At 43.3% G+C, this 13412-nt stretch carries 13 protein-coding genes and 1 pseudogene; 8 read left to right on the forward strand and 6 right to left on the reverse strand.

All coding sequences use genetic code 11. The annotated features are described in order from the left end of the window. Positions 1 to 20 precede the first annotated feature (20 nt). Positions 21 to 284, reverse strand: coding sequence for a hypothetical protein (locus V7K36_RS23105; protein ID WP_335119643.1), 264 nt, complete (start codon positions 282 to 284; stop codon positions 21 to 23). A gap of 150 nt (positions 285 to 434) precedes the next feature. On the opposite strand from V7K36_RS23105, the gene V7K36_RS23110 reads away from it, so the two are divergent. Continuing rightward, on the forward strand, positions 435 to 650 hold the full coding sequence (locus V7K36_RS23110; protein WP_335119645.1) for a hypothetical protein: 216 nt from the start codon (positions 435 to 437) through the stop codon (positions 648 to 650). Positions 651 to 676: 26 nt separating this feature from the next. On the opposite strand, the gene V7K36_RS23115 is transcribed toward V7K36_RS23110, so the two are convergent. The 4 genes from V7K36_RS23115 to V7K36_RS23130 form a co-directional block, all read right to left on the reverse strand. Then, complete coding sequence (locus V7K36_RS23115; protein ID WP_335119647.1) at positions 677 to 2122, reverse strand: PQQ-dependent sugar dehydrogenase; 1446 nt, start codon at positions 2120 to 2122, stop codon at positions 677 to 679. Positions 2123 to 2339: 217 nt separating this feature from the next. After that, a complete protein-coding gene (locus tag V7K36_RS23120) occupies positions 2340 to 3683 on the reverse strand; it encodes a DVUA0089 family protein (protein ID WP_335119649.1) in 1344 nt (447 codons plus the stop codon). Between the two features lie 760 nt (positions 3684 to 4443). Then, positions 4444 to 5250: a pentapeptide repeat-containing protein gene (locus V7K36_RS23125; RefSeq protein ID WP_335119651.1), complete on the reverse strand. Its 807-nt coding sequence runs from the start codon at positions 5248 to 5250 to the stop codon at positions 4444 to 4446. Positions 5251 to 5260: 10 nt separating this feature from the next. Continuing rightward, on the reverse strand, positions 5261 to 5902 hold the full coding sequence (locus V7K36_RS23130; protein WP_334943775.1) for a hypothetical protein: 642 nt from the start codon (positions 5900 to 5902) through the stop codon (positions 5261 to 5263). 489 nt (positions 5903 to 6391) lie between these two features. Here V7K36_RS23130 and V7K36_RS23135 point away from each other — a divergent pair. From V7K36_RS23135 to V7K36_RS23145, 3 genes and pseudogenes are all read left to right on the forward strand, one after another. After that, a pseudogene (locus V7K36_RS23135) lies at positions 6392 to 6646 on the forward strand (ISAzo13-like element transposase-related protein); the annotation flags it as partial. A gap of 201 nt (positions 6647 to 6847) precedes the next feature. After that, positions 6848 to 6991 carry a hypothetical protein gene (locus V7K36_RS23140; protein ID WP_334826204.1) on the forward strand — a complete coding sequence of 48 codons (144 nt, stop codon included), beginning with the start codon at positions 6848 to 6850 and terminating at the stop codon, positions 6989 to 6991. A gap of 3 nt (positions 6992 to 6994) precedes the next feature. Continuing rightward, positions 6995 to 7177, forward strand: coding sequence for a hypothetical protein (locus V7K36_RS23145; protein WP_335119656.1), 183 nt, complete (start codon positions 6995 to 6997; stop codon positions 7175 to 7177). 170 nt (positions 7178 to 7347) lie between these two features. Here V7K36_RS23145 and V7K36_RS23150 read toward each other — a convergent pair whose 3' ends face one another. Next, the gene (locus V7K36_RS23150) at positions 7348 to 7626 is read right to left on the reverse strand and encodes a hypothetical protein (RefSeq protein ID WP_334826206.1); all 279 of its coding nucleotides are present in this window, start codon (positions 7624 to 7626) and stop codon (positions 7348 to 7350) included. A gap of 747 nt (positions 7627 to 8373) precedes the next feature. Between V7K36_RS23150 and kdpA the strand changes: the two genes are divergently transcribed. The 4 genes from kdpA to kdpC all read left to right on the forward strand — a co-directional run bounded on the left by kdpA (position 8374) and on the right by kdpC (position 13236). Next, on the forward strand, positions 8374 to 10119 hold the full coding sequence (gene kdpA / locus V7K36_RS23155) for a potassium-transporting ATPase subunit KdpA (RefSeq protein WP_335119658.1): 1746 nt from the start codon (positions 8374 to 8376) through the stop codon (positions 10117 to 10119). Between the two features lie 61 nt (positions 10120 to 10180). Continuing rightward, complete coding sequence (gene kdpB, locus V7K36_RS23160; RefSeq protein ID WP_335119660.1) at positions 10181 to 12322, forward strand: potassium-transporting ATPase subunit KdpB; 2142 nt, start codon at positions 10181 to 10183, stop codon at positions 12320 to 12322. A gap of 6 nt (positions 12323 to 12328) precedes the next feature. Then, positions 12329 to 12598 carry a potassium-transporting ATPase subunit F gene (locus V7K36_RS23165; protein ID WP_334826210.1) on the forward strand — a complete coding sequence of 90 codons (270 nt, stop codon included), beginning with the start codon at positions 12329 to 12331 and terminating at the stop codon, positions 12596 to 12598. Then, the gene (gene kdpC / locus V7K36_RS23170; protein WP_335119662.1) at positions 12598 to 13236 is read left to right on the forward strand and encodes a K(+)-transporting ATPase subunit C; all 639 of its coding nucleotides are present in this window, start codon (positions 12598 to 12600) and stop codon (positions 13234 to 13236) included. Before V7K36_RS23165 ends, kdpC begins: the two co-directional genes overlap by 1 nt. Positions 13237 to 13412: the final 176 nt, after the last annotated feature.

The raw sequence follows: 13412 nt of genomic DNA on the forward strand, positions 1-13412 counted from the left end.
CGTATCAGCCACCAATGAATTTATTTCCACGTCCAACCAGATTTTTCAGTAATTTCCTGCTGGAGAATATCTTCAGAATTTGTAGCAAAATCAGGTGTTCCTGCAAATAAGCCAATTAATGGGTCAGATCCATAGTTATCAACTGGTTCTAGCAATTGGGTTTCGAGATACAGCCTAACAGCTTCACTGACTATTGATTCAGGAGATTGCCCTCTTTGACTAGCCAGATTTATGACTTTTTCAAGTAAAGTCTGTTCCAGTTTCCAGTTAAATGTAGAGTCCATCAGATAACTTCTCTCTCTTTAGTAACAAAAGATATTCTAAAAAATATGGGTTTTATTCTCACTATTATACTTTTTTTGTCTTTAAGTTAAATATATACAGCGATCGCACTCACTCTTCCACAACAGGCGATCGCATTTGCTATTTCGGCGATGCCTACGGCTGGCTACGCCTACGCATTTGTTATTTCGGCGATACCTACGGCTGGCTACGCCTACGCATTTGTTATTTCGGCGACAACATTTGCTACTTCGGCGACAACATTTGTTATTTCGGCGACTACATTTGCTATTTCGGCGATGCCTACGCCTGGCTACGCCTACGCATTTGTTATTTCGGCGATCGCAACTCTCGAACTGCAAGCTTGATTGAGTGCTAAAATACTCAGTCTGCTTTATCTAGTGGGCATAGTGATTTCCCAAATTCCTTCATTTCCACCATATTCTAGAACATAAATCTTATTGCCGATAATCTCATCATCAATGGGATTACTAAAACCTTCGACAATGCGGGTGGCGTTGAGTTTATAGTTGGTAGTTCCGACTTTAGTTAACTTTAAATGCAGTAGGTCTTGGCCGGCATCTTCAAAAGGACCTGCTACTGTATCGCCAGTGGGGTCGCCTGTTGTCCAACTCAACATGAATCCATCTCTGTTGAATTCTGGACTCATTACTCCTTTTGTATCAAAAACTAAGCCCAAAGGAGAACGGTGTGATGTAAAAGTACTCACACTTTGCCCCAGAACACTGGCGTCTTTGACTTTGCCATCTAGAGGATCGCGGAACTTGTCTGCATCCGGCCCAAAATTAGGAATTGGTTCAATTAAGTTAGTAGGCCGAATAGGAAAGGTTGGATCGTTACGAAAGTAGCCTTTTGTGACTGCGCCAAATAGGGGGTTTAACAAACGGTCAGTGGCAGGATTATAATTAGGGAATTGTTGGGGATTATCTGTCCCACCAATGCGCCAGGGAAAGCCATAATTACCACCTAGACGTAGCCAATTTAATTCTTCTGACATGTCGCGATCGGGGCCATTTTCTGTGCCAAATAAATCCCCATTGGGTGCAAAAGCCATATCGAAAGTATTACGTGTTCCTTCTGCAAAAATATAGCCAGCTGTCTTTAAAGTTGCTCGATTGTTTGCAAGAAAGAGATTTTTGCCATTAGTAGGAAGACGGAGTATACAGGCGGTTAATCCGACTTCGCGAGTATTGGGATATTGACCATTAACAGACTGAACCTCACCATGATCGGTACGAGAACCGCTATTCACATAGATAAAGTTACCATCCGGGCTAACAACCACGCCGTTGAAGCGATGGTCATAGGCTGTTTTGCTTTTAGGATAGCCTGCACTTTTAGCTAAGATAGACCAGATGCGGCCTCCTGTACTCGAATTAATTACGCCTTTAACAATAATTGCTTTGGTCTGGTTATTCACAAGGTCTGCATTGCCAACCAAATAAATTGTACCGTTAGGACCAATGGCCATACCTTCAGTCTCAGGGAGATTATGATTACTAGAGTTGTAGACAAGTGTACTAGTAGAAGCGGCTAAATTGACTTGATAAATCTCACCATTTTGTTTGAGGTAATAGAGCGTATTGTTTCGCGGATCTTTTGCAATCCGAACAGAAGGAGAGGCCGATAACGTATTGATAATGTTGCGAATCTTAATATCAGGACGAAGGGATTGAGGTGCAGCATTTACTCCAGTAATGCCATGATTTAATAGAACTATTGTCAATAACAGGGTTTTGGCAGCGAAAAAACAGGTTTTTAGAGCGAACTTCCCGATAAATCTGCGTTGAACTTGGTTGGATGATTTAGTGTTATTCATTATTTTCTTCATAAAATAGTCAGATGATTTTGTTGCTAAATCTTGTTGATTAGAGAAAAATTTTAGAGCTTAGGGGGTGAAATGAGCAATGGGTACTAGCTTATCAATAGTCTCTTATTGGGTAAGGAGGGACACAACGACGTGTCCCTCTATCCAGCAGTAAAAGATCCTTCAATCAGCCTTCTAATGTCATTACTCCCTGAAGTAGACAACGTTCTTATGCCAAATGAACTTCTAGCGTATAAGGAGCAGGGTTGCTGTCACTAGAGCCAGAGAAAGTTCCGCCATTTTGAGGGAAGAAAGCATATTTACTCACTGAAATTGAGTACGTTCCAGCACCTAATGAAGCCGTGATTAATGATCCCAAATCGGGCCCACTATCGTCGTCACTTTGCAGTAAAGTCCCAGCATTGTTAAACAGTCCGATAACTGTATCATCGGTTGTCACCGCACTGATGGTGACAATTTTGGGATTTGCTAGAGAAAATGTAAAAAAGTCGAAATCGGGATTATCCCCCGGTTGAACTGTTACTAACTCACCTGAGAGATTAACGTCTGAGCCTGATGATAAAGAACCCAACCCTTCAGCCCTAGCTAGTGTATTATTTGTAGCTTGTCCAGCATTTTCCCGCTCATAGAAAAGGAAGTCGTTACTATCAAGTCTAAGGTTCACTCTCCCTTGCACAATACCTATAATCTCATCTGGCTCTGCTCCTGGTTTGTCTAAGAATATTTGTGTGTTGGCTCCAACAGATTGTAGGCGATAGTCTTTTGGAGAGCCTTTGAGTTCTATTCGATCTTCATTAGGGTTGAAGTCAGTAATAGTAGCCAAGTCCCCAAAACCAGCGTTCGTAGTGTTTTTATCGTCGTAGAAGACATTTGTCGCGTCCCCAAGGACAAATCTATCTAGCCCAACCCCGCCAGTTAAGATATCTGTCTCCCCTAATCCAGGTGGGAGTGGACTACCACGCCAAACACCGATGAGGATATCGTTTCCAGACCCCCCATTCAGTATGTCATTGCCGGGCCCGCCCTGTAGACTATCATTGCCATCCTCACCATTGAGGGTATCATTACCAAAATTACCATCTAGCGTGTCATCGCCTGCTCTCCCATTCAGAGTGTTGTTAACAGTATTACCAAACAGGATGTTATTAAGATTGTTACCTATGCCGTTGATGGCGCTAGTTCCGGTGAGCGTCAGGTTCTCTAGATTGATACCCAGTGTGTAGGTGACAGAAGACCGGACGGTATCTGTGCCGGAATTAGCAGTCTCCATAATGGTATCAGCAGCACTGTCAATGAGATAAGTGTCGTCGCCTACTCCCCCATTTAAGCTGTCAGTACCCAAGCCGCCATCAAGTGTGTCATTGCCAAGACCACCTATTAAACTGTCGTTTCCTGTCCCGCCAAACAGATTATCATTACCAGCCGCACCATTCAGGGTGTCGTTACCGGAAGGACTATTAGCATTACCACCATTAGCCCAACCATATATCGTGTCATCTCCCGAAGTCCCATTTCTGGTATCAGGAGTTGTACTGCCGTAAATAACTGCCATATTATTTTTCCTGAATTTCTAACTAATGCCTAAGTTCGGCCTCAGTCAAAGAACTGCTAGATAAGTTCAATTTGGATTACTTAAAACTGTAAGTTTAAATACAGGTGCTTTTATTAACCTAATTAATGCCAATACTACTTAGAAAAGATTAATTATTGATTTGGTTAGTTGATTATGCAAATAGTAAGTAAGTCGGCGTGAAAATTCATTTATTTTAATTATTTTCCCTATATTTTTTCATTTTCAACTCACCTGTAATTATTTAATTATCATGAAGTACAAGGTTACATCAACTTCTTTACCAAATCTTAAAAATGTAAAGTTGGTAATTTTTAATACTGTTAGAAAGATTTATAAACTTTAATTAAGTCTTTTTTCAAACATACTGTTTTTTTAGTATAGGTTACAAGATTTTTCATTCACCTTCATACAGTATTTTCGTTAAGTTAAGTTTCAATATAATTTTTTGTTCGTAAAAAAAAATATATTCCTATTATAGAAATACATTTCAAAATACATAAGTTAAATTGATAGATTATTCAGAGCGTTTTTTAGCTTAATAACACTTAAGCTTTACATAAATTTTATATGCTTCCTTTAAGTACTAAAGCTTATCCTGGCAAGGGATGCCCCAAAAAGCATGGTGATAAATTCAAGCTTAATGAACCTAATTAACTCAGCAGTGTTGGGTGATTTTTCACCGCAAATTTGTCTAAATTCCAAAAAATGAACCTAAACGTCAATTACTTTTTCTTGTAAACTAATCGTGCCTTGAAGCGTCAGGCATAATTGCCTCCTGAAGATTTATGCCACTGAGGTTAGCTCCCCTAAGGTCAGCTCCTCTAAGGTTAGCTCCTCTGAGATTCGCCCCTGCCAAATTCGCACTTCTAAGGTTAGTCCAACTCAAATCAGCTTGACTCAAATCAGCTTCACTGAGGTTAGCCCGCAGCAGGTAAGCACCAGTAAGGTGAGCCTTATTCAGATTAGCTTTGTATAAGTCAGTTTTATAAAGATAAGCCCCCAACATTTCCGCCTCGTATAAACTTGCCTCGCTAAGGTCAGCCGCAATCAAGTTAGCTTCAGTGAGGTTGGCAAAAGAGAGATTAGCCCGTATTAACTTCGCTGCACCTAAATCGGCATCTCTCAAGTTAGCGCCTTTTAAGTCTGTTCCAATTAGATTAGCATGAGCGATCGCAGTGCCTCTAAGATTGGCCTCACTCAAGTCAGATCCAATCAAATTGGCATGACTCAAATCCGCCTGCGTAAGTATAGCACCACTCAAGTTAGCAACACTGAAGTTAGCATCATTCAGGTTAGCTTCAACGAGGAAGGCTTTGTAGAGGTTGGCGCTACTAAGGTCAGCACCACTGAGGTTTGCTCGCACGAGTAAAGCATTACTCAAATCCACCTTTCTCAAATTTACCCCCTGGAGGTTTGCGCCTCTGAGGTTATCCCCTTGCAGGTTTGCGGCGCTGAGGTCTGGTTCAATTTGAGGATTTTTCTTTCTCCACTCAATCCATGTAACTGCACCTGCTTTCAATAAAGCTAGATGCTCTCGATTTGCCATTTTCTGTCCTTTACTCCTGACGCCCACCCAAAGGATTTGCCCGACCAGCTACACTATCAATGGCCGCTAACGCTCCTGCCGCACCTGCGAGAATATCTTGTTCTTTTCCACCTAAGTAAAGCCGTCCAAAGCTACCTACAGCTTGAACCTCAAGGATATTAATCGCCGCCGCTTTCTCCGCTTCATTCGCAGCCAGTGCCGCGTAAGCAGCAGGCTCCACTTCTAATACATACAGCGTTTGCCCTGCTAGTAGTAGCTGTCCCCGGCGCGTGCGATTAATAAGTTGTGTTTGGTAAGCATCGATGTTGCGGATAATCTGGCTAGAAACAACACGCGGTTTGAGACATTCCTCTCTTCGGACTCCCAGTAACGCCAAAATGGCTTGACCAGCAGCTCGCGTTTCGCCTTGGGAGCTAGAATGAACTTCTAATAGTCCGTAAAGTCGTTCAACTACCTGCACTCCGGGACGGACTGAGGCAGCTTTCAGGGCTACATCCGTAATCTTATTAATTTCGATACCAGGAGAGATTTCAATCCACAGCGATGTATCCCCTGGTAATGGTAAGAAGCCTTGGGCTACTGTTCCCATATATGCTGCATGTTGAGGTTGCAGGCTGTCGAGAAATACGAAACTGCGTAGCTCTATTCCCAAGATTTTGCTCTCCAGTCATAAGGGTAAAAGTTATCTATTGCAAGATATGAGTGCCTAACTTGGAGCATTTTAGCCACAAGTCAAGGATGGAAAAACACAAAGTAGAAAAATTTTGCTGTCGATAAATCTTACGCCTGATACTAATTTGTAATGGGCTGCGCCCCTCTTCTCTACGAGACGTTAAGCGTAGCTTGCTCAAAAGCAGGGGTACGCTAACGTAATTCGTAATTCGTAATTCGTATTAAGATATATTCCAAAACCTTGTTATGAGAGGTTTCCCATCCGTTATCCTGCTGTTGAAACAATACATCCTTTCCTTATTTAGTATGAGAAGTACTTTGATAGTAAAAACCGCCTTGCCAATTGTACAAGTTTTATTAGACATAAATCACTGCCTACAATGCCCAAATCAAGCAATGCTTGGCTTCATTTAGAGAATTCCACGGAATGATTGATCCTATAATCAGAGAAAGATGGTTTCAGTGTGCAGCCTATTATCCGCCCTATCATAGCAAATACAACCCGATAGAACGTTGCTTTGGTTGGTTAGAACAGCATTGCAATGGTAGTTTACTTGACACTGTTGAAACCGTACTGAATTTCGCCCAAAATCTCGCATTTAAGGGTAAAAATCCGGTTGTGACATTGATAGAAAAAGTTTACTCCACAGGAGTTAAACTCAAAACTTCAGCTATGGCAGAAATTGAAACCCGGATTCACCGCCTCCCCAATCTGAAAAAATAGACCTCTTGCAAAAGTCCCAAACACCCCAGCCTTAATCCCCTCTCGAAGAGCGGGGAACTCGGTGCCCCCTGTGGGGATTAGGGGCAGGGAGACAAAGCGTAGCTTTGGCGGGGTGGGGTTCTTATTTCTGATTTATGCAAGAAGTCTAATGATTTGTGGAAATTTTCGCTAAACCAGCATAGCTATTGGATGATCTTTTTTGTGGAGTTCTCTAAGGTTGACGAGGCTGATGGTGAACCTTACTGGAACGCATACCTGGGGTTGTGGCAGTCCGCTATCATACAACAATGCTTGCACTGTGAAGTAGCGCTGCTGCCAGGACTAGAAAAAGGAATTGATGATTAGGTTGTGGCTTTGGGTAAAAAAGCTGATATTGCCGTCAACACCATGATTGGTGATGCCTTGAGAATCAACGATTACCAACAAAGATTTTTCGTCAATCGTGCCAGGAGACTCCGTAAATATGCGGGGGCAATCGTTGAAACCATACAAAACAACGCTCTTGTTGAAAACGTGGAACTGAAATTTTAATTGGTCTACTCCGATTTTTCTTACTCTTACAAACTCGCTATTATTGCTTATTGACAAATGCTTAATAAGCTTAACTTATCACTGATGCTTCTACTAAGAGCTAGCCTCCAATGTTGGTGACTTCATCGCTCTGGCTGACGAGGAACCCAGATGGAACTCCACTAATTAGATCAGTAATTTTCTTTATTTGTATTTGACTGAATAGCTCTGTTGAAATCTCGCAGCAAGTCTTCTTCCGCATCCCGCTCTTGCTTGAGTTCTCGAATCATTTCTTGACTAGAACCAATCACCAAGCCAGCAAATGCACCAACAATTGCGTATTTCTGCTCTAGATGTTGATATATTTGACTTGTGTAGTGGCAAGGAAATAAATTAGCAATAAGAAAGCCAAGTCCTCCACCCACAAATGCCGTCACAAAGCCAGAGAAAGCGATCAATCTAGCATTCATTTGCTTTGCTCCAATGCTTATAACTTTGCTAAATTCTCAAAAGATACTCTACAAATTTATTATCTCAGAGACTCCCAAAGTTGTAGCTTAATCTTTACCTCTTGTAATAGAAGGCAGAGAGGGGGAATGAGGAGGATGGGGGAGATGAGAGGGATCAAGATAATAACTCCCAACTCCCTTTCTACTAATGTTTGTCCACGTAAGTAGCTAGGCGGAATTAAATATAAAAGGTTCTAAGACATATCCACCTTTGATACTTCGGGCTTCCATACCGTCAATAATTGCCATAGCCAAATCATAGTTCCAGTTACTTAGAAAGTTATTCTGTGCGATCGCCTGCTTTTTCATGCCCTATTTGAGTTGTCAAAGTCTTTGGCGATAATCTTAACCTCCTGTTACAAAACTTAATTACGCTAGCGAGTATGCGGGCATCATTACGAATTATTTACGCCGTCCTAGTTAGCTGTTTGTTTAGCATTTAGCAGTCCTTCTATATTTGCAGATATATATGGAGATAAACGTTATGAAGACTTGTATATATATAAATATATTCCTTATATAGACTAGTTTAAATATTAATTTATACCTTGTGTTCCCTGACAAAAAGCCCGATGATTGATTGAGGAAACCCAGAGTTATAGGTTAGCTAATAATAATGCCAATATACTTGATTATTTTTTCTGATTCGTGGCAAAAAATATCTGATATTCATCTGAAATTTATTCATGTCGGAGTTTAAATAATCCAATGCTACAAGGATGGATTCAAATTGCACTAACGCTACTAATTATAGTAGCGATAACTCCATTTTTTGGGCGCTACATGGCGCGTGTATACCTAGAAGAAAGTACTTTTTTCGACCCAGTTTTGAATCCGGTTGAGCGACTGCTGTATGCCTTGGTTGGCGTTACAAACAAAGAAAACATGACGGGTTGGCAGTATGCGCGAGCAATCCTGTACAGCAATGTAGTCATGATGTTGCTGATTTTCTTCCTGATCGCAAATCAAGGATGGCTACCGCTTAACCCGACCAAGATAGATGCCCCAACCTGGGACACCATAGTACATACCACGATTTCCTTTATTACCAATACCAACCAGCAGCATTATTCTGGTGAAACCTACTTGAGCTACGGTAGTCAAATGTTCGGGCTGGGCTACCACATGTTCACCTCTGCTGCGACTGGTTTGGCGGTAGGAATTGCCTTTATTCGGGGATTGACGGGTAGATCGTTGGGTAACTTTTATGTAGACCTAATTCGCTCGATTACCCGAATTTTGCTGCCTATTTGTATTGTGGGCGGCATTGTTTTGATGGCAGCTGGCGTTCCCGAAACACTGGCGGGTGCAGTTGTATTCCCTACCTTGGAAGATCCGAATATCAGTCAGGCGATCGCTCGTGGTCCAGTTGCCCACTTTGAAATTATCAAGCAATTAGGAGAAAACGGCGGTGGCTTTTTTGCGATCAACTCGGCACACCCTTTTGAAAATCCCAGTGGATTTACTAATTTAATTCAGATCGTGGCAATGCTTTCCATTCCCACATCCCTGATCTATACCTATGGCTTGTTTGCAAATAACACCAAACAAGCGTGGTTACTCTACAGCATGGTCGGTGTAATTTTTCTCGGATTTCTGATTGTCACCGCTATTGGTGAATACAACGGGAATCCGGCTGTAAATACGCTTTTGGGTAGTCAGCAACCGAACCTAGAGGGTAAAGAAGTCCGGTTTGGTTGGGCACAATCTGTATTATTTGCGGTAAGTACAACCGGAACCATGTGCGGAGCCGTCAACAGTTTCCACGACTCCTTTATGCCCACCGGTGGTTTTATTTTTCTCTCTAATATGTTCCTGCAAATCATGTGGGGTGGACAGGGTACTGGAACAGCTTACTTATTTGCCTATAGCATCCTGGCGGTATTCGTCACAGGTTTGATGGTAGGACGCACGCCAGAATTTCTGGGACGCAAGATTGAAAAGCGTGAAGTGGTACTTGCTAGCTTCCTGATTTTGCTAGTTCACCCGATCGCCATTTTGATTCCGGGGGGAATCGCCTTAGCTTTTCCTGACCAACTGGCAGGAATTAGCAATCCCGGCTTTCACGGCTTTTCTCAGGTGATTTACGAATATGCCTCAGCTGCTGCGAACAACGGTTCTGGGTTTGAAGGTTTAGGCGATTCCCAACCTTCTCCTTTGGCGATCGCTACAGGCGCTAAAACTACCGCAACCGCCCTCTGGTGGAACCTGAGTACCTGCTTCAGTTTACTGGCAGGACGCTATATTCCAATCATCGGTCTGCTGTTGCTAGCAGATAGCATGTCCCGTAAGCAAGCTGTTCCCTACACAACTGGGACATTGCGAACCGACACCGGACTATTTACAGGCGTTACCGCAGGGGTGATTTTAATCTTGGGCGCACTCACATTTTTCCCAGTGCTGGCATTGGGACCCATTGCTGAAGCCTTTTTTATCGCCAAAGGCATCGGCTGAGAGAATTTTAGATTTTAGATTTTGGATTTTGGATTCAGTCAGATTGCTCTGATATTAATGTATGCCAACTACTACTGATTCTCCTTCAGCCCGTATTCCATCTGGAACTCGTGACTCACGCAAGCATACCCCGAAGGTGGATACGCGGGGACTTTACCAGAGAGCAATTCGTGAGTCATTTATCAAGCTCGATCCTCGAATTACTGTCAAAAACCCAGTTATGTTTGTTGTTTGGGTGGGGACAATTGTCACCTTTCTTGTTACTCTTAACCCAAATCTCTTTGGCACAGTCCAGGCAGATATCAATCAACAACGCTTGTTAAACGGGTTGATTACCTTCATTCTCTTTTTCACACTCGTTTTTGCCAACTTTGCCGAAGCCGTAGCTGAAGGACGCGGTAAAGCCCAGGCTGATTCACTGCGATCGACGCGATCGGATACGATCGCTAACAAAATCCTCCCTGATGGTTCTGTACAACAAGTCAATTCCACAGAACTGCGACGGGGTGATTTGGTTAAGGTGGTTGCAAATAATATGATTCCCGCCGATGGGGATGTGATTAAAGGCATCGGCTCAGTGGATGAGTCTGCCATTACTGGGGAATCTGCCCCTGTATTGAAGCAACCAGGTACAGATATTGCCAGTTCGGTGACAGGAGGTACACGCCTACTTTCAGACGAGTTGACAATTCGCATTAGTGCTGATCCTGGTCAAGGCTTTATCGATCGCATGATTGCCCTGGTAGAAGGGGCACAACGCACCAAGACTCCCAACGAGATTGCTTTGACAGTATTGTTGGCAGTGCTAACGCAGGTGTTCTTGATTGTAGTCTCAACCATCCCTCCCTACGTGGGCTACATCGCCAGCTTTATCAGCACAGCGTTTGGGGTTGAGGCGGGAAACAGTTTGCGTGCGGGTGCTAGCGTTGCGATTTTAATATCGCTACTGGTAGCTTTAATTCCCACAACTATCGGTGGTTTGCTCAGTGCGATCGGCATCGCCGGGATGGATAGGGTTGCCCAATTTAACGTCATTGCTACCTCCGGTCGAGCAGTAGAAGCCTGCGGCGATATCAACACCTTGGTGTTAGATAAGACAGGCACTATTACCTTGGGTAATCGGATGGCTGATGAGTTTATTCCTCTAGATAATCATTCACTAGAAGATGTGGCGCGAGTCTCCCTAGCTGCTAGCTTGTTTGATGAAACGCCAGAAGGCAAGTCAATTGTGATATTGGCAGAAAAGTCTCAGGCTGCGGTAGATTTTAATATCGACAAAGCCGAAGGTGTGGAATTTTCGGCGAAAACCCGGATGAGTGGCACAAATCTACCCGATGGCAAACAAATCCGCAAAGGAGCAGTGGATGCCATTAAGGGATTTGTCCGTTCTCGTGGCGGCCAGGTTCCTGATGATACAGACGCAGCTTATGAGCGAGTTTCCCGCTTAGGCGGTACACCCTTAGCTGTCTGCCAAGATGACAAAATTTATGGTGTCATCTACCTCAAAGATATTGTGAAACCTGGACTACGGGAACGGTTTGATCAACTCCGCCGCATGGGTGTTCGTACCGTCATGCTCACAGGTGACAACCGAATTACCGCTTCGGTGATTGCTGAAGAAGCTGGGGTGGATGATTTCATTGCCGAAGCGACTCCAGAAGACAAAATTGAGGTGATTCGCTCCGAACAAGCTCAGGGTAAACTGGTGGCAATGACTGGGGATGGTACTAACGATGCACCCGCCCTCGCTCAGGCAAACGTGGGTGTGGCGATGAATTCTGGGACGCAAGCTGCCAAAGAAGCTGCTAACATGGTGGACTTAGACTCTGACCCCACGAAGCTGATTGACCTAGTAACCATAGGTAAACAGTTGCTAATTACTCGTGGAGCCTTGACAACATTCTCGATCGCTAACGATATTGCCAAGTATTTTGCGATCATTCCCACTATCTTTGCAGCTGCTGGAATCGGCGCACTTAATATTATGGGATTAAAGAGTGCCCAATCTGCGATCGTCTCGGCGCTGATTTATAATGCCTTGATTATTCCGGCATTAATTCCGCTAGCACTCAAAGGGGTGAAGTTCTTACCTTTAACAGCAGATCAACTGCTACGTCGCAACATCTTGATTTATGGACTAGGTGGCATCATTGCTCCCTTCATTGCCATCAAACTGATAGATATTATCTTACCTTTGTCTTAATTCACTATGAAACCCGTTCAGATTCGACGCACTATCGCTGCATCCCAAGTATTAGAAGAAATAACTGAAATCTGGTGTCAATGGCGCAGACAAAAGCTGCCACTGTATTTGTTCCTGGCCATGTGTTTCAACCTAGTGGTTGCACCTATAGTCTATGCTGCTACTGGTGAACAACTTTCCCGCAGTCAATCTTGGGGATTGGGACTGTTAGGAATGGTGACGCTAGGGCTTTCTATCTATTTATTTTTTGTCATGTTTGTACCGGAGAAATTCTAATGAGTTTTGCACGTGAAGCTAGCAGAGCTGTTCGTTCTACCTTGGTACTTTGGGTCATCGGAGCAATTATTTATCCTTTGGCGATGATTACCATTGGGCAGATTGTGTTTCCGTTTCAAGCAAACGGTAGTCTACTGAAAAATAGCACCGGTCAAGTTGTGGGTTCTGCCTTGATTGGTCAACCTTTTACTAGCGATCGCTATTTTAACAGCCGTCCCAGTACCACTAGTTACAGCACAGCCGATCCCAAAAAGGACGATGGGGGAGTTTTGAAAACTGGGGTTTCTGGTGCTAGTAACTTGGCTCCCAGTAATCCCGCATTACTGGAACGCATCAAAGGTAAAGATGACCCCGACCCCAGCAAAAAAATTGAAGGTGACTTGACTCGTCTGAAAAAAGCGGGTGTACAGCCAACTGGCGATCTAATCTACACCTCTGGTTCCAGCCTTGACCCCCATATTACCCCCGAAGCTGCGATCGCACAAATTGCACGCGTGGCCAAGGCGCGAGGATTTCAGGCGAACCAACTGGAAACTTTGATTTCTCAAAACACCGATGGTCGCTTTCTTGGCATCTTTGGTGAGCCTGGAGTTAATGTGTTGAAGCTGAATTTAGCTCTGGATCAGATTAAGAAATAATAATTCAAAATTCCAAATTAAAATCGAAAGGCTTAAATTCCCGACTTGTTAAAGAAGTCGGGAATCTTATTATTCATGAATGATTACAGCAATTTGATATCAAACCAGCCACAAAGATTGTAAACTTGAAAGATGTAAAAAAACAGATTATTTAGAGATGGCAGCATATTCGATTG

Origin of the sequence: Nostoc sp., from assembly GCF_036919555.1 — a bacterium.
Taxonomy (GTDB): domain Bacteria; phylum Cyanobacteriota; class Cyanobacteriia; order Cyanobacteriales; family Nostocaceae; genus Nostoc.